At 74.0% G+C, this 23326-nt stretch carries 16 protein-coding genes; 4 read left to right on the forward strand and 12 right to left on the reverse strand.

What is annotated here, in order from left to right; all coding sequences use genetic code 11:
* The 8 genes from GSF22_RS05030 to GSF22_RS05065 form a co-directional block, all read right to left on the reverse strand.
* A partial coding sequence (locus tag GSF22_RS05030; RefSeq protein ID WP_244366261.1) for a condensation domain-containing protein occupies positions 1-1385 on the reverse strand: 1385 nt, incomplete at its 3' end.
* The gene (locus GSF22_RS05035) at positions 1382-6433 is read right to left on the reverse strand and encodes a non-ribosomal peptide synthetase (RefSeq protein ID WP_208811554.1); all 5052 of its coding nucleotides are present in this window, start codon (positions 6431-6433) and stop codon (positions 1382-1384) included. The genes GSF22_RS05030 and GSF22_RS05035, both read right to left, overlap by 4 nt.
* A 45-nt stretch (positions 6434-6478) precedes the next feature.
* Positions 6479-6688 carry an MbtH family protein gene (locus GSF22_RS05040; protein ID WP_208811555.1) on the reverse strand — a complete coding sequence of 70 codons (210 nt, stop codon included), beginning with the start codon at positions 6686-6688 and terminating at the stop codon, positions 6479-6481.
* Positions 6685-7716: a 2,3-diaminopropionate biosynthesis protein SbnB gene (gene sbnB / locus GSF22_RS05045; RefSeq protein WP_208811556.1), complete on the reverse strand. Its 1032-nt coding sequence runs from the start codon at positions 7714-7716 to the stop codon at positions 6685-6687. Before sbnB ends, GSF22_RS05040 begins: the two co-directional genes overlap by 4 nt.
* Positions 7710-8690, reverse strand: coding sequence for a 2,3-diaminopropionate biosynthesis protein SbnA (sbnA, locus tag GSF22_RS05050; protein WP_208811557.1), 981 nt, complete (start codon positions 8688-8690; stop codon positions 7710-7712). Before sbnA ends, sbnB begins: the two co-directional genes overlap by 7 nt.
* 104 nt (positions 8691-8794) lie before the next feature.
* Positions 8795-10156 (reverse strand): condensation domain-containing protein, encoded by a 1362-nt coding sequence (locus GSF22_RS05055; RefSeq protein ID WP_208811558.1) that lies wholly within the window; start codon positions 10154-10156, stop codon positions 8795-8797.
* A complete protein-coding gene (locus tag GSF22_RS34475; RefSeq protein ID WP_307803737.1) occupies positions 10153-10398 on the reverse strand; it encodes an acyl carrier protein in 246 nt (81 codons plus the stop codon). The genes GSF22_RS05055 and GSF22_RS34475 overlap by 4 nt, the downstream gene beginning before the upstream one ends.
* 39 nt (positions 10399-10437) lie before the next feature.
* Positions 10438-11385, reverse strand: a complete 948-nt coding sequence (locus tag GSF22_RS05065) for a beta-ketoacyl-ACP synthase III (protein ID WP_208811576.1) — start codon at positions 11383-11385, stop codon at positions 10438-10440.
* Positions 11386-11603: 218 nt separating this feature from the next.
* On the opposite strand from GSF22_RS05065, the gene GSF22_RS05070 reads away from it, so the two are divergent.
* Positions 11604-12407 carry an SDR family NAD(P)-dependent oxidoreductase gene (locus GSF22_RS05070; RefSeq protein WP_208811559.1) on the forward strand — a complete coding sequence of 268 codons (804 nt, stop codon included), beginning with the start codon at positions 11604-11606 and terminating at the stop codon, positions 12405-12407.
* A gap of 124 nt (positions 12408-12531) precedes the next feature.
* Here GSF22_RS05070 and GSF22_RS05075 read toward each other — a convergent pair whose 3' ends face one another.
* From GSF22_RS05075 to GSF22_RS05090, 4 genes are all read right to left on the reverse strand, one after another.
* Positions 12532-13446, reverse strand: a complete 915-nt coding sequence (locus tag GSF22_RS05075) for an SDR family oxidoreductase (protein WP_280116765.1) — start codon at positions 13444-13446, stop codon at positions 12532-12534.
* Positions 13443-13910 (reverse strand): 3-hydroxyacyl-ACP dehydratase FabZ family protein, encoded by a 468-nt coding sequence (locus GSF22_RS05080; RefSeq protein ID WP_208811560.1) that lies wholly within the window; start codon positions 13908-13910, stop codon positions 13443-13445. The genes GSF22_RS05075 and GSF22_RS05080 overlap by 4 nt, the downstream gene beginning before the upstream one ends.
* A 5-nt stretch (positions 13911-13915) precedes the next feature.
* The gene (locus tag GSF22_RS05085) at positions 13916-14281 is read right to left on the reverse strand and encodes a hypothetical protein (RefSeq protein ID WP_208811561.1); all 366 of its coding nucleotides are present in this window, start codon (positions 14279-14281) and stop codon (positions 13916-13918) included.
* Between the two features lie 89 nt (positions 14282-14370).
* A complete protein-coding gene (locus tag GSF22_RS05090; protein ID WP_208811562.1) occupies positions 14371-16200 on the reverse strand; it encodes an AfsR/SARP family transcriptional regulator in 1830 nt (609 codons plus the stop codon).
* A 332-nt stretch (positions 16201-16532) separates the two neighbouring features.
* On the opposite strand from GSF22_RS05090, the gene GSF22_RS05095 reads away from it, so the two are divergent.
* The 3 genes from GSF22_RS05095 to GSF22_RS35325 all read left to right on the forward strand — a co-directional run bounded on the left by GSF22_RS05095 (position 16533) and on the right by GSF22_RS35325 (position 23179).
* A complete protein-coding gene (locus tag GSF22_RS05095; RefSeq protein WP_208811563.1) occupies positions 16533-19901 on the forward strand; it encodes a type 2 lanthipeptide synthetase LanM family protein in 3369 nt (1122 codons plus the stop codon).
* 25 nt (positions 19902-19926) lie between these two features.
* Positions 19927-20172 carry a hypothetical protein gene (locus GSF22_RS05100; RefSeq protein ID WP_208811564.1) on the forward strand — a complete coding sequence of 82 codons (246 nt, stop codon included), beginning with the start codon at positions 19927-19929 and terminating at the stop codon, positions 20170-20172.
* Between the two features lie 100 nt (positions 20173-20272).
* The gene (locus tag GSF22_RS35325) at positions 20273-23179 is read left to right on the forward strand and encodes an ATP-binding protein (protein WP_307803739.1); all 2907 of its coding nucleotides are present in this window, start codon (positions 20273-20275) and stop codon (positions 23177-23179) included.
* The last annotated feature ends 147 nt before the right edge of the window (positions 23180-23326 follow it).

Here is a 23326-nt window from a genome sequence, read left to right on the forward strand (position 1 = left end):
GCGCCCACGTGGGCGAGGAGCCGGCCGAGGTGGCCGGCCATCCGCTGCACGGTCGCGGGGTCGAAGAGCGCGGTGGCGTACTCGATGTGCCCGCGCAGTTCCCCGTCGGCACCTTCGACGACGTGCAGGGTGAGGTCGGTCTTGGCGGTCCGGGTGGGCGGCCAGACCGCCTCGGCGGTGATGCCGGCCGGCCAGTCACCGGCCGGGGCGTCGTCCTGGAGGGTGAAGGCGACCTGGTAGAGCGGCGTGCGGGAGAGGTCCCGGTCCGGTTCGAGTTCGTCGACCAGCAGCGCGAACGGGGTGTCGGTGTGGTCGAAGGCGTCCAGCACGGTGCCCCGGGTGGCGGCCAGCAGCTCGGTGAAGGCGGGGTCGCCGGTCCAGGTGCCGCGCAGCACCAGGTTGTCCACGCCGTACCCGACGAGCCGTTGCAGTTCGGCCCGGCTGCGTACCGAGGTGACGCTGCCGACGGGGATGTCGGTCCGGCCGGTGTAGCGGGACAGCAGTGCCTGGAACGCGGCCAGCAGGGTGACGAAGAGGGTGGTGTCGGCGTCCCGGGCCACCTGCCGCAGTGCGGCGGAGACCCCGGCGGGGAGCGCGAACGGCACCGAGGCGCCCCGCCAGTCCCGGACCCGGGGTCGGGGCCGGTCGGTGGGCAGTTCCAGCGGGGTGCTGTCGGCGAGCTGCTGGCGCCAGTAGTCGAGGTGCCGGTCCAGCAGCTCCCCCCGGAGCCGGTCGCGCTGCCAGGCGGCGAAGTCGGCGAACTGCACCCCGGCCGGCGGCAGGACCGGCTCGTCGCCGACGGCGTACCCGCCGTACAGCCGGGCCAGGTCGTCCATCAGCACCACCGTGGACGGGGCGTCGCAGGCGATGTGGTGCACCACGACGACGAGCAGGTGCTCGTGGGCGCCGAGGCGCAACAGGGTGGCCCGGACCGGCCACTCGGTGGCCAGGTCGAAGCCGAGGTCGCCGAGTTCGGCCATCAGCTGGTCGGCCCGGTCGGCCCGGTCGGCGGCCGGCAGTTCGGTCAGGTCGACCAGCGGCAGTTCCTGGTGCCGGGGGGCGTCGACGACCTGCTGCGGGGTCAGGTCCCGCAGGGTGTACCGGGTACGCAGGATCTCGTGCCGGGCGAGCAGGGCGTCCCAGGCGCGGACCAGGGCGCGGTGGTTCAGCGGGCCGCGCAGCCGCAGCGCCGACGAGACCAGGTACTCGGCGCTGGTCGGGTCCATCCGGTTGAGGAACCACATCTGCTGCTGGCCGTGGGAGAGCGGCAGGTCCCCGGAACGGTCGACGGTGGGGATGGTGCTGCGGCGGCCGGTGGCCCGGCCGGCCAGCCGCCGCCGGACGAGTTCCTCGCGCAGGTTGGGCTCGTTCGCGGTCGCGGTCATGCGTGGTGCTCCTTGGTCTGCCGCAGTTCTTCGGTCAGGTCGGCGTCGGGCAGGGCGTCCACCTCGGCCCGGATCAGGTCCTCCACCCCGGTCGCCAGCGCCTCGACGGTGGGCTGCTGGAAGACCAGGCGGATCGGTACGTCGAGGTCGAACTCCTCCTGGAGCGCGGCGACCAGCCGGGCGGCCAGGACGGAGTGCCCGCCGAGGGCGAAGAAGTTCTGCCGCACCCCGACCTCCGGTACGGCGAGCAGGTCCCGCCAGATCGCGGCGATGCGTTCCTCCACGACGGTGCGCGGCGCGGCGGGGGTCTCCCCCGCGTCGCCGGCTACCGCGTCAGCAGTGGCGAGCAGGGTGAGCAGGGCGGCCCGGTCCACCTTCCCGTTGGTGTTCAGCGGGAGTTCCGGCACCGGCACGAACCGGCCCGGGACCATGAAGTCGGGCAGCAGTCGGGCGCAGTGCCCGGCCAGGTCGGGGGCGTCGCCCCGGTGGAAGGCGACCAGCCGGTCGTCGTGCACGACGACGGCGGCCTGACGTACCCCCGGGTGTTCCTCCACGACCGCCCGGACCTCGCCGAGTTCGACCCGGTACCCGCGTACCTTCACCTGGTCGTCGGCCCGGCCGACGAAGTCCATGGTGCCGTCGGGGCGCATCCGGACCAGGTCGCCGCTGCGGTAGAGCCGGCTGCCCGGCGGGCCGTACGGGTCGGGCAGGAACCGTTCGGCGGTCAGGTCCGGCCGGCCGGCGTACCCGGTGGCCAGGCAGGCGCCGCCGATGTACAGCTCGCCGACCGCGCCGACCGGCAGCAGCCGCAACCCGTCGTCGAGGATCCGCACCACGGTGTTCGCCAACGGGCGGCCGATCGGCACGATCTCGGTGGTCTGCGGTTCGGTGACCGGGTACGCGGTCATGATGACCGTGGTCTCGGTCGGGCCGTAGCTGTTGGTCAGACCACCCGGTCCGAGCCGGTCCAGCCACCGGTTCGCGGTGTCCCGGCGCAGGGCCGCCCCGGCGGTCCAGATCAGCCCGGACAACCGGCCGGACTGCGCGTCGTCGAGCTGCTCGGTGAGCAGTTCCAGGTGCGGCGGGGTCATGATGAACCGGTCGTACGGTCCGGCGTCGACCAGCAGCCGGCCGAGCCGGGCGATGTCCAGGTCGGCGGGGAGCAGGGTGACGGACTGGCCGCTGGTCAGCGGGCTGAACAGGTTGGGGATGGACAGGTCGAAGGCGATGGTGGTGAACAGCGGGGCACCGTCGCCCTGCCCGGCCCGGTCCCCCCGGTCGCCCAGCGCCTCGGTCTCGGTCGCGCAGGCCAGGAAGTTCGACACCGCCCGGTGGGAGAGCAGCACCCCCTTGGGGCGGCCGGTCGACCCGGAGGTGAACAGCACGTACGCCGTCTGCTCCGGGTCGGTGTCCCGGTCCGGCCGACCGGTCGGGCCGGCGCCGATCATCAGCCGGTGGGTGTCGGTGTGCAGGGTGGGCACGTCGAACCGGCCGGCGTACCCGCTCCGGGTGACGGCGAGCCGGACCCCGGCGGTGGCGAGCATGTGCCCGATCCGGGCAGCCGGGTAGGCCGGGTCGAGCGGCAGCACCGCCGCGCCGGCCTTCCAGGTGCCGAGGATCGCCGCGACCAGGTCCGGTCCCCGGTCGAGCAGGACGGCCACCACGTCCCCGGTGCCGGTGCCGGCCCGGCGCAGGTGGTGGGCGATCCGGTTGGCCCGGTCGTCGAGGGTGGCGTACGAGGTGGTCGACCCGTGGTGCCGCAGCGCCACCGCGTCGGGGGTGCGGTCCCGCTGGGCCTCGAACAGGTCGCAGACGGTTGCCGCCGACCGGGGTACCTGCCGGCCCTGCACGCCGTACAGCAGGTGCTCCCGCTCGGCCGGGGAGAGCAGGTCCAGGTCGCCGATCCGCTCGTCGGGTCGGGTCACCGCAGCGGTGAGCAGCCGGACGAAGTGGTCGGCCAGCCGCTGCACGGTCGCCGCGTCGAACAGCGCCGTGGCGTACTCCAGGGTGCCGGTGTACGAGCCGTCGGGGCGGGGCCAGACGTGCATGGTCAGGTCGGTCTTGGCCACCTGCGCGGCGGTGTGCAGGGCGGCGAGCAGGGTCGGGTCGTCGGTCGACTGGCCGGTGATGCCGCCCTCCTGCACGTTGAGCATCACCTGGTAGAGCGGGGTACGGGACAGGTCCCGGTCGGTGACCAGGTCCTCCACCAGCCGCTCGAACGGCAGTTCCTGGTGGGCCAGGGCGGCCACCGTCCGGTCCCGGACGGCGGCGACGGCCGCGCGGAAGTCGCCCGCCGGGTCGAGGGTGCAGCGCAGCACCACCGGGTTGAGGAACACCCCGGCGACCTGTTCCACCTCGGTCGGGCGGTTGCCGGACGCGGGGGCGCCGACCGGGACGTCCCACTGCCCGGTGTACCGGCCGAGCAGGGTGGCGAAGCCGGCCAGCAGGGTCATGAACGGGGTGGCCGCGCAGCTGCGGCCCAGTTCGGTGAGTCGGGTGGCCAGGTCGGCGGGGAGGTCGAAGGCAACGTGCGCGCCGTGCGGGTCACGGACCGGCGGGCGGGGCCGGTCGGTCGGCAGGGCCAGCTCGGGCACCCCGGCCAGTTCGGCGCGCCAGAAGTCGAGTTCCCGTGCGACGAGCGCGTCGGTGAGGTGCCGGTGCTGCCAGGTGGCGTAGTCGGCGTACTGCACGGGCAGTGGCGGCAGGTCCGGGGTATGTCCCTCGGCGAGGGCGGTGCAGAGGTGCCGCAGATCGCGTTCCAGGACGGCGGCGGTACCGGCGTCGGAGGCGATGTGGTGCAGGGCGACCAGCAGCAGGTGGTCCTGCCCGGGTGCGGTGACCAGGGTGGCCCGCCACAGTGGACCGGTGGCCAGGTCGAAGCCCTGGCGCAGTTGCGCGTCGACCAGTTCGGCCAGCGGGGTACCGGTGGCGGGCCGGACCACCAGGTCGATGTCGCCGGGGGGCGCGATCCGCTGCTGCGGTTCGCCGTCGACGACCAGGTAGCGGGTCCGCAGCGCCTCGTGCCGGGTCTCCAGCGCGGTCAGCGCGGCCCGGACGGTCGCCGGGTCGAGGGCGCCGGGCAGCCGTAGGTAGAGCGGCACCACCCATTCCGGGCTGGCCGGGTGCAGCCGGTCCAGCAGCCAGAGCCGGCGTTGCGCGGCGGAGAGCGGCAGCGGGCCGGTCCGGGGTACCGGTACCACCACAGGGGTCGGCGTCGGGGCCGCCGGTGTGGTCGGGTCCGGCGCGGACGCGGCGGCGCGGGCCTGCTCCAGCAGGGCGGCCTGCTGGGCGACCGTGGTCGCGGTGAGCAGGTCCCGCAGGTCCAGCCGGATACCGGACTCGGCGGCGAGCCGACCGGCCAGCCGGATGGTCACCAGGGACGACCCGCCGAGCTGGTGGATGTCGTCGTGCACGCCGACCCGGTCGACGTCGAGCAGCCGCTGCCAGACCCGGGCGACCAGGCGTTCGGCCTCGGTACGGGGTGCCTGGTGGTCGGGCCGGTCGGCGCTGCTGTCTAGCGGGGGCAACGCCGACCGGTCGATCTTGCCACTGGTGGTCAGCGGGAACTCGTCGACCGGCACGAAGACCGCCGGGACGAGGGGTTCGGGCAGCCGGTCGGTGAGGAAGGCGCGCAGTTCGGCACCGGTCAACGGACGCCGGCCGGCGACGTACGCGGCGAGTTGACGGGGGCCGCCCGGTTCACCGGTGGCCACCACCACGGCCCGGCGTACGTCGGGGTGCGCGGCGAGGACGGCCTCCACCTCGGCCGGTTCGATGCGTACCCCGTTGACCTTGACCTGGTCGTCGGAGCGGCCGACGAACTCCAGGGTCCGGTCGGTCCGCCAGCGGACCTGGTCACCGGTGCGGTAGAGGCGGGCGCCGGGCGGGCCGTACTCGTCCGGTACGAACCGGTCGGCGGTCAGGTCCGGCCGGTTCAGGTACCCCCGGCCGAGGCCGGCGCCGCCGACGTAGAGGTCACCGACCACCCCGACCGGTACCGGCCGGCGGTTGCCGTCGAGCACCTGGAGCCGCAGGTTGTCCAGGGGACGCCCGATCGGCACCGGCCCGGTCCGCTGGTCGGGGTCGACCGGCTGGGCGGTGACGTCGATGGCGCACTCGGTCGGGCCGTAGGTGTTCCACACCTGCACCCCGGGTGCGGTCCGCAGGCGCTGGCAGAGTTCGGCGTGCAGCGGCTCACCGGCGGAGAAGACCAGCCGCAGGCTGTGGCAGCGCGACCAGTCCGCCTCCTCGACCAGCAGGTGCAGCACCGACGGGACGCCCTGGAGCACGGTGGTCCCGGACCGGATGATCTCGGCGACCAGCGCGGCCGGGTCCCGGTCCGCGCCGTCCGGGGCCAGGACCACGGTCGCCCCGCAGATCAGCGGGGCGAAGAACTCCCAGCCGGCCGCGTCGAAGCTGACCGGGGTCTTCTGGAGGACCCGGTCCCCGGCGGCGAGACCGGGTCGCCGGACGGTCCAGGCCACCCGGTTGCCGATCCCCCGGTGGGTGATCACCACGCCCTTGGGTCGGCCGGTCGAGCCGGAGGTGTAGAGCACGTAGGCGGCGTGGTCCGGGTGGATCGGCACGTCCGGGGCGGTGTCCGGGCCGGCCGGGATCCGGTCGGCGTCCAGGCAGACCACCCGGGTCGGCCCGACCAGGCCCTCGTCGAGCAGGTCGACCTGGGTGAGCAGGACGTCCACCCCGGTCTCCCCGATGATCCACCGGCGCCGGTCCGCCGGGTGGGTCGGGTCCAGCGGCACGTACGCCCCACCGGCCCGCCACACCGCCAGCAGCGCCACCACCAGGTCGACCCCCCGGCGCAGGTACACGCCGACCAGGGACTCCGGGCCGACCCCGAGCCCGACCAGGTGGTGCGCGAGCCGGTTGGCGCGGCGGTCGAGGTCGGCGTAGTCGACCCGTTCGTCCCCGGCGACCAGCGCGGTGGCGTGCGGCGTCGACAGTGCCTGGCGGGTGACCAGTTCCGGCAGGACGACCGGTTCGGCGCTGTCCGGGCCGGGCGCCGCGACGGTGGACAGGGGGGTGCTCATCGGGGTTCCTCCGGAGTGGGATGGGGCGCGGGCCGTCGCGGACCGTCAGACGGTCGCCTTGCCGTCCATGCGCCGGCGCAGGCTCGCCGGCCGCATGTCGGTCCAGATCTCGCCGATGCGGGCCAGGCACTCGTCGCGGGTACCCGCGGTGCCCTCGGCCCGCCAACCGGCCGGCAGCGCCCGGTCGCTCCACCAGATCGAGTACTGCTCCTCGTCGTTGAGCACCACCAGGTAGCTGCGGTCGTCGTCGCTCATGTGTTCTCCCTCGTGGGTTCCGCCGCCGCCACGGTGGCGGCCGGCACGGGTCCGAAGTCGTCGATCCGCACGCCCAGGCCCCGGCTCGCCGCGACGGTGCGGACGTGTTCGGCGAGCGCGATGTCCAGCACCCCGAGACCGAACGGGGAGACCACCACCGGCCCGTCCCCGGGCGGCAGGGCGGCGCCACCGGCGAGCCGGCCGATCGTGGTGTGGATGAAGTCCCGGCCGCCGGTCGCCTGCTCGGCCAGGTGCAGCGAGGTGCGTTCCCGGCACACGTGGTCGGGGTCGTCGACGACGTTGCGGGCGGCCAGGACCGCCGCCGGGTGCAGGTCCCGCAGCGAGAGGTGCAGCAGCACCGCGCCGGCCGGGCAGGCGGCCAGGTCCAGGTGCGGTGCACTGGCGGTGGTGGCGATCGAGGTCAGCCGGTGCGCGGCGAGGGCCCGTTCGGCGTGGTCCACCACGGTGACGGTGGCGTCGGGCAGCAGGGTCGCCGCGTGGGCGGCGAAGGCGGCGGCCCGGCGCGGATCGGTGTCGTGCAGGACCACGGCGGGCAGCGGGCCCAGGGTGACGGTGAGGAAGCGCAGCACCTCGCGGTTGATCAGGCCGCAGCCGATCAGCGCCACCCCGTCCGGTCGACGGTCGGCGGTCGCCAGGTCGGCGGCGAGGGCGGCGCTGGCGGCGGTCCGCCGGGCGGAGATCACCGATCCCTCGACGAACGCGGTCGGCACGCCGGTGTCCAGTGAGTTCAGTACGATCGCGGCACTGGCCCGGTCCAGCCCTCGGTCGATGTTCGCCGGGAACGACGAGATCCATTTCATTCCGGCGGACGGCGGTTCCGATCCGAGATACGCCGGCAGTCCGATGATGCGGTTGCGGGGGGCGTCGGGGAATCGAAGGAAGACCGAGTGCGGCAGGCTGGTCCGGCCCTTTTCGTGCCACAGGTACGCCTGCCGGACCAGATCGACGACCCGCGCGTCGGCACCGTCGAGAATCTCCCGGACCACCTGGTGTCCGATGATCAGCATTCGTCGCCCTTCCACAGATGGGTGACCTCGCCGAACTGTCCGGTCACCCACTGGTCGGAATAGATGGTGTCGAGATAGCGGTCGCCGTTGTCGGGGAAGATCAGCACGCTGGTCGACCCGGCCGGCAGGTCGGCGATCCGGCGGCGCAGGGCGGCCACGGTGGCCCCGGACGAGCCACCGGCGAGGATCGCCTCCCGGTCGGCCAGCAGCCGGCAGCCGACCACGCAGTCCAGGTCGGAGACGTGCAGCACCTCGTCCGGTGCGGCACGTTCGGCCAGCGGCGGTACGACGGAGGCGCCGTGCCCGGGGATCAACCGGGGGGTCGGGGGCTGGCCGAAGATGGCGCTGCCCACCGCGTCGACCGCCACGATCCGGGTCCGGTGGCCGTGCTCCCGCAGGTAGTCGGCGCAGCCGACCAGGGTGCCGCAGGTGCCGGTGGCGCAGAACAGGTAGTCCACCCGCCCGTCGAGGGCGGCGACGATCTCCGCCATGGTCTGCCGCTGGGCGCGGGCGTTGAGCGGGTTGGTGTACTGGTCCGGGCGGTACGCGCCGGGCACCGTCTCGACCAGTTCGCGGACCCGGCGCCGGCGCACCGGCAGGTACTCGCCGGTCTCCGGGTCGGGGTGCTCGATCATCTCGATCTCGGCCCGGTACGCGGCGAGCACCGCCAGGTTCTGCCGGGTGGTCTTCGGGTCGACCACGCAGATGAACCGGATGCCGTAGTAGGCGCAGACCTGGGCCAGTCCGATGGCCAGGTTGCCGGAGCTGGACTCGACCACCACCGACCGCCCCGGCACCAGTTCCCCGGACTCGATCCGGCCCCGCAGCATGTTCAGTGCGGCCCGGTCCTTGATGCTCCCGCCCGGGTTGAACTGTTCGAGTTTCGCGTACACCCGGGAAGGGGAACCGGGAAACAGCCGGGACAGCCGTACCAACGGCGTGTTGCCGACTGCGGAGAGAATTCCGTGTTCCATTCCAGCCCTCCTTTCCGGGTGTCGCGGAAATGCTGCCGACCGGCGCTATACCGGCCCTATATCCCGGCTCTGTCCGGGTCTCTCAGCTCATGCCGCGAGTGCGTTCAGCTCATGCCGAGTTCGAGCAGCAGCCGCTGTTCGGCGTCGTCCACCAGGGACACCCCGGCGACCACGGCACCCGGCTCGGCGCAGGCCACGCCGAGCAGGTCCAGGTACCGGTCGAGCAGCCCGCTGACGGTGCCGGCGTCGAACAGGTCGACGTCGTAGTTGAACTCGGCGAACAGGGCGCCGTCCGGCCCCTGGTAGACGGTGACCGCCAGGTCGAACTGGCCCTCGTCGTACGGCAGGGGCAGTTGCCGGACCCGGTGCCCGACGAACCCGTGGCTGATGTCCGAGAGGGTGTCGTCGGACTGCCGGGCCAGCAGGGTGAAGGTGACCCGGACCAGCGGGTCCCGGTCCGGTCGGGCGGCCTGCACCAGGGACAGCGGGTAGGCCGCGTGCGCGGTGCCCCCGGCCACCTGGCGGGCGGCCGAGGCGATCGCGTCGGCGAAGGTGGTGCCCGGCGGGAACGAGGAGCGCAGCACGATCGGGTTGACCAACAGCCCGACCACCTCCCGCAGGGCCCGGCCGCGCCGCAGCGACGCCGGGCAGCCGATGGTGAACTCGTCCTGCCCGGTGTAGCGGTGCAGCAGCGCCTCGAAGACGCCGAGCAGCACGGTGAACGGGGTCACCCCGGCGGCCACGGCGGTGGCCCGGACCTGCCGGGTGAGGTCGTCCGGCAGGGTCCGGGCCACCGCCGCGCCCCGGTACGAGCGGTGCGCGGGGCGGGGCCGGTCGGTGGGCAGCAGGGCGGCGGTCGCCCCGGCGCAGGTACGTGCCCAGTGGTCGGCCAGTTCGGCGCGGCGGGGACCGGCGAGCAGCTCCCGTTCCCGGACGACGAACTCGTCGTACCCGGTCAGCGGACTCCAGTCGACGTCGACGCCGCTGCGGAGCAGGCCGTACGCGTCGCCGAGGTCCCGCCAGACGATCCGCTGGGACAGCCCGTCGGTGGCGATGTGGTGGACCACGAGCACCACCACGCAGTCGGTGCCGCGCCTCAGCACCGTGACCCGCAACGGCCCGTCCTGCTCCAGCCGCAGCGGTCGGGCGCCGACGGCGCGGACCAGGTCGGTCAGGTCGGCCCCGTCGACGTCACCGACCTCGACGACCTCGATGCCACCGGGTCCCGGTGGGCGGACCAGCCGGACCGGCCCGGCCCCGGTCTCGACGAACCGGGACCGGAGCAGGTCGTGCCGCTGCTGGAGGGCCGCGACGGCGTCGGAGAGGAGGTCGGGGTCGAGCGCCGGCTCGGCCACCACGGCGGTCACCACGTTGCTGGTGGGGCTCTCCGGCGCGAGCCGGTACAGCGCCCAGAGCGCCGCCTGACCGGTGGACAGCTCCCGGGTGTCCCCGCCGCTGCCGGTCACCGTGCGCGGAGCACGAAGTCGGTCAGGTCGCGGACCCGGACGAAGCTGCCGACCTCCTCGTCCGGTACCTCCATGTCGAAGTGCACCTCGGCGGCGCCGAGCAGGTCGACCAGCTTGAGCGAGTCGAGGCCCAGTTCGACGAAGGTGTCGTCCGGGGAGATCGGCCGGTCGGTGTCCTCGGTCATCAGCTTGCGGGTGAGCCGCTCGACGTCGGCCGACACCTGGTCAACGGTCATGGTCATGGTGCGTTTCCTTTCCAGAGGGGGTACGGCAGGGGTGGGTCAGGGCATCCGGACGACCTGGCCGGCGTAGGCCAGGCCGGCACCGAAGCCGAGCAGCAGCACCTTGTCGCCGGGGCGGGTCCGGCCGCTCTCGTGCAGCCGGCTCAGCGCCAGCGGCACCGACGCGGCGGAGGTGTTGCCGGTGTCGACGACGTCCACGGCGACCTTCTCCTCCGGGATCTCCAGGATCTCGGCGAGTTGCTCGATGATCCGCAGGTTCGCCTGGTGCGGTACGAACCAGTCGATGTCGGCGATGTCGAGCCCGGCCTTCGCGCAGGCCTGCCGGGCGACGGGCGGCACGTTCTTGGTGGACCACCGGTAGACCAGTGGGCCGTTCATCGAGGCGTACTCCTTGCCGTCGGCGCCCCACGTGGTGCCGAGGATCGGCGCCCGCCGGCCGTCGCTGCCCCAGACCACCGGGCCGATGCCCGCGGTTTCGGAGCGGGAGACCACCGCCGCGCCGGCCCCGTCGCCGAAGATGACGTAGGTGGCCGGGTCGTTCGGGTCGATGAACTCGCTCAGGTGTTCGGCGCCGACGACCAGCACGTTGCGGGCCTCACCGAGCCGGACCGCGTTGGAGGCGAGCGCCACCGAGTAGGCGAACCCGGCGCAGGCGGCGTTCAGGTCGAAGGCGCCGGTGGCCGGGATGCCGATCCGGTGCGCGACCTCCGGTGCGCCGCCGGGGATCCGGTCCCGCTTGGTGGCGGTGGCGAGGATGAGCAGGTCGACCTCGGACGGGTCGACGTCGGCCATGGCCAGGGCCTTGCCGCCGGCTTCGGCGGCCATCACCGGCACGGTCTCCTCAGCGCTGGCCCGGTACCGCGTCCGGATCCCGGTGCGCTCCTCGATCCACTCCGGAGTCACCTCCGTACGCGCCGAGATGTCCGAATTGGTGACCACCTGGTGGGGTCGGTACGCACCGAGCCCGGTGATCGCCGAACCGAAGATGTCCGACATCGTTCTCCCTTCGTGAACCCGGTGGGCAGCCGTGTCGACGGCCACCGGAAGGGAGTGTGGGCAGGTCACCTCATAGCGGCTCTACATATCGAGCGCCCATAGGAAACGCATAGCCGGTCCGCGCAGCCTGCCGACGGCGGGCACCGCCGGTACCGCCGACCTGCGGTGGGCCGAAGCAGGAGACACCCCGCCCGATCGGAAGGTCCACGGTGAAAGACTTCAAGGACAAGGTGGCGGTGGTCACCGGCGCCGGCTCCGGCATCGGCCGGTCGCTCGCCGTCGAGCTGGCCGCCCGGGGTGCCCACCTGGCGCTCTCCGACGTGGACGACGAGGGGCTGCGCGAGACGGTACGGCGCTGCGCGCCGCTCGGGGTGCGGGTACGCGGGTACCGGCTGGACGTGGCCGACCGGGTCGCGGTGCTGGCGCACGCCGCACAGGTCGGGGCCGACTTCGGCCGGGCCGACCTGGTGGTGAACAACGCGGGCGTGACCCTGCTGGCCTCGGTGGCCGACATGGCCTGGGAGGACCTGGAGTGGGTGATGAACGTCGACTTCTGGGGCGTGGTGCACGGCACCCGCGCGTTCCTGCCGATGCTCACCGCCGCCCGGGGGCACCTGGTGAACGTCTCCAGCATGCTGGGGCTGGCCGGCGCGCCGATGCAGAGCGGGTACAACGCGGCGAAGTTCGCCGTCCGGGGTTTCACCGAGGCGCTCGCCCAGGAACTGCGCGCCGACCGGGTCCCGGTCGGGGTGAGCTGCGTACACCCGGGTCGGATCCGGACGAACATCATGCGCAACGCGCGCAACGACGGGCTGCGGGACTACCGCACGGTACGGGAGCAGTTCGACCGGACGGTGACCGTGACGCCGGAGCACGCGGCCCGGGTCATCCTGCGCGGGGTGGCCCGGAACCGGCAGCGCATCCTCGTCGGCGCCGACGCGTACCGGCTGGACGTGCTGACCCGGCTGCTCGGCCCGGCGTACCCGAGGGTCACCGCCGGACGGGGGCGGTGACCGGTCGCACCCGCCGGTCACCGCCCCCGTCCCTGTCCTTCGCGTCCCTCCCGGACGCCCTTCCTGTCGCCTCCCGGATGCCCCTGCTGTGTCCTCCCGGACCGCCGGCTGCACCCGGGGCCGGTCACATGGACAGGCCGCCGTCGACGGTGAGCACCTGACCGGTGAGGTACGACGCCCGGGGTGAGACGAGGAAGGAGACCACGTCGGCGATCTCCTCGGCCCGGCCGAGCCGGCCCAGGGCCACCCGGTCCCGGGCGACGGTGGCCAGTTCGTCGGTCAGGCTGGCGATCATGTCGGTGTCGATGTAGCCGGGGGCGACCACGTTGGCCCGGATGCCGTACCGCCCGACCTCCTTGGCGAGGGCCCGGGTGAACCCGATGACCCCGGCCTTGGAGGCGGAGTAGTTGGTCTGCATCGCGTTGCCGGCCACGCCGGAGACCGAGGAGACGGTCACGATCGAGCCGGTCCGTCGCCGCATCATCCGCCGGATCACCGAGCGGCAGAGGTGGTACGTGCCGTCGAGGTTCACCTCGATGACCGAGCGCCAGTCGGCGTCGGCCATCAGGGCCAGCGGCCGGTCCCGGATGATCCCGGCGACGCTGACCACCGCGTCCGGATCGCCGAGTTCCCGCTCGACGGTGCCGACGAAGTCCTTCACCGCCGCCGGATCGGCGACGTCGACCATCAGGGCCAGTACCCGACCACCGTCCGCCTCGGCCTCCTCGACCACCTGCTCGGCGGCCTCCCGGCTGGACTGGTAGCACATGCCCACGTCGTAGCCGTCGCGGACGAGCTGGCGCACAACCGCCCGCCCGATGCCCCGGGACCCGCCGGTGACCAGGGCGACCGGCCGTCCCCCGGCGCCCAGGCCGCCCGACCCTCTCGTCGCGCCACCATCCGGCCCGGTCGTCACGCCGTCCGGCCCCGTCATCGCACCGTCCGGCCCGGTCATCGCACCGTCCGGCCCGGTCATCGCACCGTCCGGCCCGGTCATCGCACCGTCCGGCCCGGTCGTCACGCCGTCCAACCCCGTCATCGCGCCGCCTCCCCGGCAAGCGCGGCGACGGCCGGCCGGGACGGGCGCAGCGAGTCCGCCGGTCGCATCGCACCGACCAGCCGGCCGATCCGCATCACCGTCTCCGGGCCTACCACGCTCTCCCCGGTGACGAACGCGGTGTCCGCGACCAGCCGCTGCATGGTGACCCGGTGTTCCACGGTCTCCCCGGGCAGCACCGGCCGGCCGAACCGGACGTGCTCGAAGACCCCGGCGACGGGTACCCCGTCGGTGAGCACGTCGGGCATCGGGCGGTCGTGGCGGATCAGCACCAGCGCCGCCTGCCCCCAGGACTCGATCAGCAGCGACACCGGCAGCGGCCCGTCGCCGGTGTGCGTCAGCGAGCCCACCAGCCAGCGCCGGGGCACCAGTTCGGTGACCCGGTCGACCAGCAGCATCGGGGGGCGGTGCGGGATGATCCGTTTGATCTCCTCGATCCCCATCATCGCGGTCACTCCTCGTTCCGGTAACGCAGCAGGATCTCCGCGACCGGGGTGCCCGCGACCGCGACGACGCCGCTGTGCAGGTCGCCGTCGCGGCGTACGGTCACGACCAGTTCCTCGTCGCAGTCCACCGGCAGCAGGAACCGGCAGCACACGACCTCGTCGAGGGCCAGGTGCGGGGCCGCCCCGACCACGGCCCGGTGCACGAACTCGAAGATGTGCACCCCGGGCAGCAGCGGGAATCCCGGGTAGTGCCCGGCGAAGACCGGGTCGGCCAGGTCGGGACGGATCCGGGCCACGATCAGGTCCGGATCGGTCTGCTCGATCCGCACCGGGGCGGAGGTCGCGCAGGCGCTCGATGTCACGGGCTTCACACCGGTGACCGTGCTGCCCCGGGCTATATCTTCTCTACACCGACCGGCCACGCCGCGCGCCCGGTCGGATCGGTCCGGTCCGGGCACGGTCAGGCCGGTACGCCGCAGAGCGCGCCGCTGCCGGCCACCAGCAACCGGTCGGCCTGGTCGGCCTTCTCCCGGGCGAAGACCCGGACCAGGTCGTGGAACCGGTGCCGCTGCCGGCGCCCGCCGTCGGAGTCGACGATCTCCAACAGCCGGGCGTCGACCAGGTGTTCGGCCACCTCCTCGCCGGTCTGCCGGGAGACCCCCAGCACCTCGGCGGCGGCCCAGCTCGGGAAGGCCGGGGTGTCCAGCAGGGCGAGCCGGCGCAGCGCGAGCTGACCCGGGGCGGCCAGCGCCAGGTAGCTGCCCTCCAGGCGTTCCCGGACGTCCATCGTGCCGAGACGCAGCTCGTCGAGGCGGAACCGTTCGTCGGCCAACCGGTCGGCGAGGTAGCCGAGGGACCAGTGCGGCCGGGCCAGCAGCCGGGAACCCGCGACCCGGACGCCCAGCGTGAGCCGGCCGCACAGTGCCACGATGCGGTGCGCGGCGGCGGTCTCCGCGCCGACCCGGTCGGCGCCGACGATCCGCTCGAACAGGGCGAGCGCCTGGGTCCGGTCCAGGGTGTCCACCTCGATCGAGGCCGCTCCGGCCAGCTCGGGCAGCCGGGTCCGGCTGGTGACGATCACCCGGCAGGCCGGGTCACCGGGAAGCAGCGGGCGGAGCTGCGCGTAGTTCGCGGCGCCGTCGAGCATCACCAGTACCCGCCGGCCGGCGAGCTGGCTGCGGTAGAGGCGGACCCGTTCGTCCAGCCCCTTGGGGATCGCCGGCTCGGGTTGACCGAGACCGCGCAGGAACCAGCCGAGCACGTCGTACGGTTCCACCGCGTTGCCCCGGGTGCCGCCGAGATCGGCGTAGAGCTGCCCGTCGGGGAAGTCGGCCCGGGACAGGTGGGCGGCGTGCAGGGCAAGGGTGCTCTTGCCGACGCCGGCCATCCCGGTCAGCAGTGCGACGGCCGGGCTGGCCGGGGGCGCCGCGGTCAGCACCCGGGTGAGCCGGTCCAGCTCGCGGTCCCGGCCGGTGAAGTCACCGACGCCGGGTGGCAGCATCGCCGGCCGTACCCCGTGCCAGCCGGACTCCCCCGCCACCCGGGCGGGCGGCACCGGTGTCACCGGGCCGGCCAGGATCGACCGGTACGCCTCGGCGAGCGCCGGGCCCGGGTCGACTCCGAGTTCGTCGGCGAGTACCTGTCGTCCCTCGTGGTAGGTGGCGAGCGCGTCGGCCTGCCGGTCGCAGCGGACCAGCGCGGTCATCAACTGGCCGCGCAGTCCCTCGTGCAGTGGCTGCGCGGCGACGAGTTGGGTCAGTTCCGGGATGAGCCGGACGTGCCGGCCGAGCAGCAGGTCGGCTTCGATGCGGCTCTCCAGGACCGTCATCCGCAGTTCGGCCAGCCGGTGCGACTCGGCACCGAGGAGGTGTTCGGTCACGTTGGACAGCGCGGGTCCCCGCCAGAGGTCCAGTGCCGCGTGCAGCAGGCCGGCGGCCTCGCCGTGCCGGCCGTCGCGCAGGGCCTCCCGGCCGAGTTCGGCGAGCCGGTTGAACTCGTCGATGTCGAGCCGGGCGTGCCCGGTCCGGAGCTGGTACCCGGACCACTGGCGGACGATGTCCACCGTCGCGCCGAGGTACTTGCGCAGCCGGGACACGTAGTTGTAGAGCTGGGCGGCGAAGGTGGCCGGCGGGCGTTCACCCCAGAGCAGTTCGCAGAGCCGGGTGTCCGAGACACTCCGGCCGTCGGCCAGCAGCAGCGCGGCGAGGACCGTCCGCTGCTTCGCGCCGTCCAACGCGATCTCCACCCCGTCTCGGAACGCACCCACCGGTCCCAGGACGCGAAACTCCATGGCTGGCTCCGTTCGTGTCTTGCCGCCCACGGTCAACACCGTCGTCCGGAGACTCATCGGCGCGGCCCGGTAAAACATGCGTACGGCATACCTAAATTCACACAGAGTCACCTCAGGCGATCTTGAAACTACTCAAGGTGACTAGCCGTCGGGTGGATCCGGACCTGTCGCCGGTCCGGCCGCCCACACCGCATCCCCTGGCCGGACCCGTCGCACCGGCCCGCCGGTCACCACCCCGCCGACCGGCGCAACCGTCCCCGCCAGCCCGGATCACACAAATGTGCGTGCTCTCCACGCATGAACTCCGCGTCCAGGTTTGGCACGGTGCTTCGGTGACCCCCACCGCAGCGCGCACCACAGGCGGCGTCCAGAGCGGCGCGACGCTGCTGGACCCGGACTGGTGGGCCGGTGGGCTGGCGTTACACGAACGGTTACCCATTCCGGACGACAGTCACGCACCGTCATCAACTGTCATGGCCCCGACAAGGCCGGACATCCCTCACGGGGACCACGACCCGACGGCCACCGCCGGGCTGGCGGACCGGGCCGGACAACGGCTGGCGCAATGGCAGGCCGCGCACGGGTCGGCGCTGTCCCGCCGGCTGGTCGACCTCGGACTGACCGAACGCGGACTGCTCGCCCTGCTGGCCGAGGAGCGCGCCGCACTCGCCGCCCGCACCACCCGACCGGCCTGGGCCGAGACGGTGGAGGAGGCACTGCGGGTCGCCGTACCCGCCGATCCGCCACCGCCGTCGACGGACTGGCAGGCCGCCTTCGCGGTCCCGTTACGGCCCTTCGTCGACGTGGCGGTGGACCGGCTGCTCGACACCGCCGACCGGCTGCCCCCACCGCATCGGGTCGATCTCGCCGCCGTCACCCGGCAGTTCGCCACCCGGCTGAGCCGCCGGCTGGTCACCATCTCCGCCCGCACCCTGGTCGCGGAGCTGCACACCCGACGGGCCGCCGGCCAGCTCGCCGGCACCGACGGTCGCGCCCGGTTCGCCGACTTCGTCGCCCAGCTCACCGGACCGGCCGGACTGGCCGGGCTGGTCGACGGCTACCCGGTGCTGGCCCGCCTGCTCGCCCAGACCAGCCGGTCGGCCGCCGACGCCGGTGCGGAACTGCTGTCCCGCTTCACCGCCGACCGCGCCGACCTCACCCGGACCCTGCTCCCCGGTGCCGACCCCGGGCCGCTCGTCGCGGTCGACGGCGACCGGGGCGACAGCCACGACGGCGGTCGCTCCCCGGCGATCCTGCACTTCGCGGACGGCCGGCGCGTGGTCTACAAACCACGCGACCTGGCCGCCGAGACGGCGTTCCGGGCGTTCCTGGACTGGCTCGGCGCCCGGTCACCGGAGCTGGGCCTGACCGCACCCGCCGTCCTCCTGCGACCCGGCTACGGCTGGACCGGGTACGTCGACCCCCGACCCCTGACCTCCGTCGCCAGGGCCCGGACCTTCTACCGTCGCCAGGGCGTCCTGCTGGCCCTGCTGCACGCCCTGCACGCCACGGACATGCACTACGAGAACGTCATCGCCCACGGGGACATGCCGGTGGCGGTGGACGTCGAGACCCTCTTCCACCCCCCGTCCACCGACCCGGCCGGCACCGGGGACCCGGCAGCCGACCTGCTCGGCGCCTCGGTGCACCGGACCGGACTGGTGCCGCTGATCGTGGTCGGCGACGAGGGCATCATGGATCTCTCCGGTCTCGGTGGGGACCGTGGCGCGACCGCGCCGACCGGCACGGTCGACTGGGCCGACCCGGGTACCGACCGGATGCGGCTGACCCGACGCGCGGTCACCTTTCCGGGCGGGCTCAACCGCCCCCGGATCGGGGACACCGACCTCGACCCGGCCGCGTACCGGGACGCGCTGCGGGACGGCTTCCGCCGGGCGTACACGACGATCAGCGCGCACCTGCCCGCGTTCCGGGCCCTCGTCGAGTCCTGTGCGGACGTCGAGACCCGGCTCGTGGTCCGCCCCACGTCGGCGTACCAGCACCTGCTCGACGGGTCGACCCATCCGGACGTACTCCGCGACGGGTTGGACCGGGACCGGCTCCTCGGTGTGCTCTGGGCGGGACTGGCCGGGACACCGGCCCTCGCCCGGTTCCCCGCCCGGGAGGTCGTCGCGCTCTGGGCCGGCGACGTACCGCTGTTCCGTACCTCCCCCGGCAGTGGCGAGGTGCGCGCCGCCGGTGACCCCCGGCCGGTGGTCCGGTTGCCCCGCAGTGGACTCGACACGGTCCGGGAGAAACTCGACGCGTGGGGCCCGGCCGACTGCCGGCAGCAGGAGTGGATCGTCGCGGCCACCCTCGCCACCCGCCATCCGGCCACCGACGCCCACCACGCGGGGTCCACGACCCATCCGGTCGACGGTCGCCCCGCCACCGCCGAGCGGCTGACCGACGCCGCCCGGGAGATCGGGGACACCCTGCTGGCCCGGGCGGTACCCGGCCCGGACCGGGTGAACTGGCTCGGCCTGGAACTGGTCGACGACCGGCAGTGGCTCGTCCTGCCGATGGGGGCCGGGCTCGCCCACGGGTACCTCGGGGTGGCGCTCTTCCTCGCCCAGCTCACCGACCTGACCGGGATCGGCCGGTACGCCGACACCGCCCGGCGGGCCCTCGGCGCGGTACCCCGGCTCTACGACCTGCTCGCCGCGCGACCGGAGCTGGTCGCCGCGATCGGCTGTGGTGGCCTGTCCGGCCTCGGTGGCATCGCCTACGGCCTGGCCCGGCTGGCCACCCTGCTCGACGACCCGGAGCTGGCCCGGTACGCCGGTACCGCGGTGGACCTCGCCCGGGCGGCGGTCGAACCCGCCCGGAACGCGGTCGACCCGGCCGGCACCGCCGCCGGCTGGGTCGACGGTACCGCCGGTTGCCTCGCCGCGATGTCCGCCGTCCACGTCGAACTGGGTACGACAGCGGCGGCGGACCTCGCCACCACCTGCGCCGACCGGCTCACCGAGCTGGTCGGATCCGACGCCGACCCGGTCGGGTCCGGGGCCGCCCCGGCGGTGACCGGCTTCGCCGTCGGTCCGGCCGGGATCGGCTGGGCCCTCGACCGGTACGCCGCCACCGGCGCCGGTGACCCGACCCGGTACACCCGGGCGGCCCGACGGGCGCTGCGGACGGCCGTGGCCGCCACGGTGGACCGGCGACCCGTACCGACCGGCTGGTGCACCGGTGCCGCCGGGCTGGTGCCGGCCGCCTACCGGGCGGCCGGCCCGGTGGCCCCGCCCGGGACCACGGTGGCCGACCTCGCCACCCGTCCGCTCCTGGACGATCTCAGTCTCTGCCACGGGGAACTCGGGGTCGCCGACACGCTGGTCGGCCTGACCGGCACCGGAGCGGGCGCGGGCGGCGGGGCCGACCCGCCCGGTGACGGCGACGACGCCGACCCGGCGACGCTGGCCGCCGCCCGGTACGCGGGGATCCTCGGCGCGCTGGCCCGCTCGGGACCACGTTGCGCGACCCCCGACGGGGTGCCCACCCCCGGCCTGCTCACCGGGCTCGCCGGGATCGGGTACGGGCTGTTGCGGATCGCCGCCCCTGGCCGGGTCCCCTCGGTCCTGCTGCTGGAACCGACACCCCACCGGTCCACCGACGCCGACCCGCCCACCAGGTCCGGTCGACGTTGCCGAACCGGTGACCAGCCGGTCGGCGCACCGTCCGCTTCGCACGTCCACCATCGATGATCCGACGCAACAGGAGGAACAGCCGTTGTCTGAGAACCACCGCCCCGCCGGCACCGCGAACGGAACCGAAGGGACGTCACCGACCGAGGAGCACCCGGCCGGCGCCCTGTGGGTGCAGTCCACGGTCGCGTTCGGTATCCGGGCCGCCGCCCTCGCCAGCCTGGCCGTCCCGGTGGGTCTGGTGGCCGGCGGCTTCCTCGGCGCCGGGGGTGACGTCCAGCAGGTGGCGATGACGACCTGCTGTCCGACCATCCCCACCCTCACCCTCTGACCGGCCATCGACGGCCCTCGTCCGGACCGACCGGACGGGGGCCGTCGGTGACCGAACGGTATTGGCCCGTCACGTCCCCGCTCGGCTAACGTGCGGAGTTGTGTACCGTTCCTCGAAGCTGATCGGTCGGGACGCCGAACTCCGCGCAGTCCAGCACAGCCTCGAGTCGGCCCGGTCCGGGCGGGGTGGCGCGGTCTTCCTCGTCGGTGAGAGCGGTGTCGGTAAGTCCCGGCTCGCGTCGGCCGTCGCGGAGCTGGCGGCGGGCGGGAACATGCGGGTGATGCGGGGCCGCAGCAGCGCGATCGGTGCCGTGGTGCCACTCCGCCCGCTGACCGAGGCGCTGCTGTCCCTGCTGCGGTCCGGGCCGGTGGACCCCACCGCCCTCGGCCCGTACGGGCCGATCCTCGGCCGGCTGGTACCCGACTGGGGACGCCCCCCGGCCGACCAGGAGGGTGCCTCCCTGGTGATCCTCGCCGAGGCCGTGCTCCGGCTGACCGGGCTGGCCGGACGGGACCGGGGCTGCCTGCTGCTCCTCGACGACCTTCAGGACGCCGACCCGGAGACCCTGACCGTCCTCGAGTACCTCATCGACAACCTCAGTCTGCAACCGACGATGCTGCTCGGCGCGATCCGCTCCGAGTCCTGCCCCGCCCTGACCATCGCCCGCGCCGCCGCGCAACGCGGCCAGTGCAAGGTACTGGAGATCGGGCGGCTCGACCGGGACGGCCTGCGCCGGATGGCCGGGGCCTGCCTGGGTACCGCTCCGGAACGCCTGCCGGTGGAGGCCACCGACCTGCTCTGGGCCGGCAGCGCCGGCAATCCCTTCCTGATCGAGGAACTCGTCGCCGGGATGGTCGACGCCGGGCTGCTGATCGGCGGTGACCGGGGCTGGCGGATGGCCGACGAGGTGCCGGCGGCCCTGCCCGCGACCTTCGCGCGCAGCATGACCCAGGGGGTGGCCGGTCTCGCCGACCAGACCCGGGAGCTGCTGTCGATGGGCGCCCTGATCGGCCAGCGGTTCCCGCTCGCCGTGGTGCAGGCGGCCACCGGTCTCGCCGAGCGGGAGCTGCTCGACCAGTTGACCGCCGAGCCGGCCGCGCAACTGGTCGCCGTGGACGACCAGCTCGCCGAGTGGTACGCCTTCCGTCACCAGCTCACCCGTGACGCCCTGCTGACCCTGCTCGGACCGGCCGACCGCGCGGACCTCGCCCGCGCGGTGGTCCGCGCGGTGGAGACCGTCTTCCCCGGTCTGCCCGGCGAGTGGTGCCAGGTCTCGGCGACCCTCCACCTGGAGGCGGACGAGCCCGCCGCCGCCGGCCGGCTCTTCACCGAGGCGGGCCGGCGGGCGCTGGCCCAGGGCGCGGCGACGTCGGCGGTCGCCCTGCTCGACCGGGCGATGGGCCTGCTCGGTGGGGACGGTGCGGCGGCGGCCCGGGCGAACGCCCTGGAGACCCTGCTCTACGCCCTCGCCGAGGCGGGGCTGGTCGAGCGGGCGCTCTCCTCGGTCGGCATCCTGGACCAGATCGGTGGGGTCGAACCCCGTCGGCGGGCCCAGCTGCACACCCGGCTGGCCTGGGCCGCCGCGGTCGCCGGCCGCTCCACCGACGCGCTGGTCCAGGTGGACCGGGCCCGTCAGCTCCTCGGGCCGGACGCCGCCGCCGAGGACCTGGCCCCGATCGACGTCGTCGCCGCGCACCTGGTCCTCGACACCGCCGGCCAGGACCAGCTCACCACCGCCGAGGCGATGGCCCGCCGGGCCGCCACGGTGGCGGAGGCCGTACCCCTGCCGGTGGTCGCCTGTCAGGCGTGGCAGCTGCTGGGTGCGCTCACCCGGCACCGCGACCCGGACGAGGCGACCGAGTACCTGGAGCGGGCCAGGACCGTCGCCGCCCAGCACCACCTGCCGATCTGGGAGATCCACGCGCTGATCCGGCTCGGCAACGACGACGCGCTGCGCGACGCCGACCTGAGCCGGCTCGAACAGGCCCGGGAACGGGCCTCCCAGGCCGGTGCGGTCACCGCGCGGTACCAGGCGGAGGCGAGCCTGGCCCTGCACGCCATCCTGCACGGCGAGTTCGACACGGCGGGCACCCTGATCAACCGGGTCCTGGCCGCCACCACCCGGTTGAAGCTGCTGGAGACCACCCAGTACGTGCTGCTGCTGCGCGCGGTGCTCGCCGGGCACCAGGGCCGGCGCCGCGACATGGACGGCGCGCTGACCGAGTTCCGCCGCTGGAGCGGTGACCAGGCCCTGCACGCCCCCCGGGTGCACGGGCTGGCCAGGACCTTCTGCGCGCTGTTGGAGGAGGACCGGCCGCGCGCCCTGGACGAGCTGTCCCGGGCGTTGACAGCCGAGGAGCAGAGTCCCACCGTGTTCCACCTGTCCGGGCGGCACGGCCTGCACCTGCTGCTGCGGGCCATGTCCGGCGGGGTGGACCTGGCCACGGTGGACGCGGTGCAGGCCGATCCGGCCAGCCGGCTGCGCTGGGACCGGCAGTTCGCGCTGTTCGCCAGGGCGGTGCTGCTCGGCCGCTGCGGTGCGGCGGCGGAGGCCACCGCGACGGTCGCCGAGGCCCTGCGGGTCGGTGCGCCGTACGCCACCGGCCGGCACCTGGCCCTGCGTCTGGTGTCCGAGTCGGCCCTCGACGAGGGGTGGGGCAACCCGGTGGAGTGGCTGCGTGGCGTGGAGGAGTACTTCCACCGCACCGACGTACCGGCGGTGGCCAGCGCCTGCCGGGCCCTGCTGCGGCAGGCCGGGGTACGGGTCACGCAGCGTCGTTCCGGCGCCGGTGACATCCCTGCGGAGCTACGGTCGGCGGGGGTCACGGTCCGGGAGTTCGAGGTGCTGCGGATGCTCATCGGACGGTTGAGCAACCGGGAGATCGCCGGTCGGCTGCACCTGTCGCCGCGCACCGTGGAGCGGCACGTCTCCAGTCTCATCATCAAGACCGGCCTGCCGAACCGGATCGCGTTGAGCGAGTTCGCCACCAAGATGGTCAGCGGCTGATCCGACCGGCGACCCGGCGGCGGGCCGGGCAGCCCCTCGGCCGGCGGGCCCGGTGCCGGGCGGCGGCTCCGGGTCGCCGGGATGTCACGGAGGTGCCACGGCGGGTAGCATCGACAGCCGTATTCATACCGAGCGTCGGGGGGCGGG

This window comes from Micromonospora echinofusca (genome assembly GCF_017614955.1).
Lineage (GTDB): Bacteria > Actinomycetota > Actinomycetes > Mycobacteriales > Micromonosporaceae > Micromonospora > Micromonospora echinofusca_A.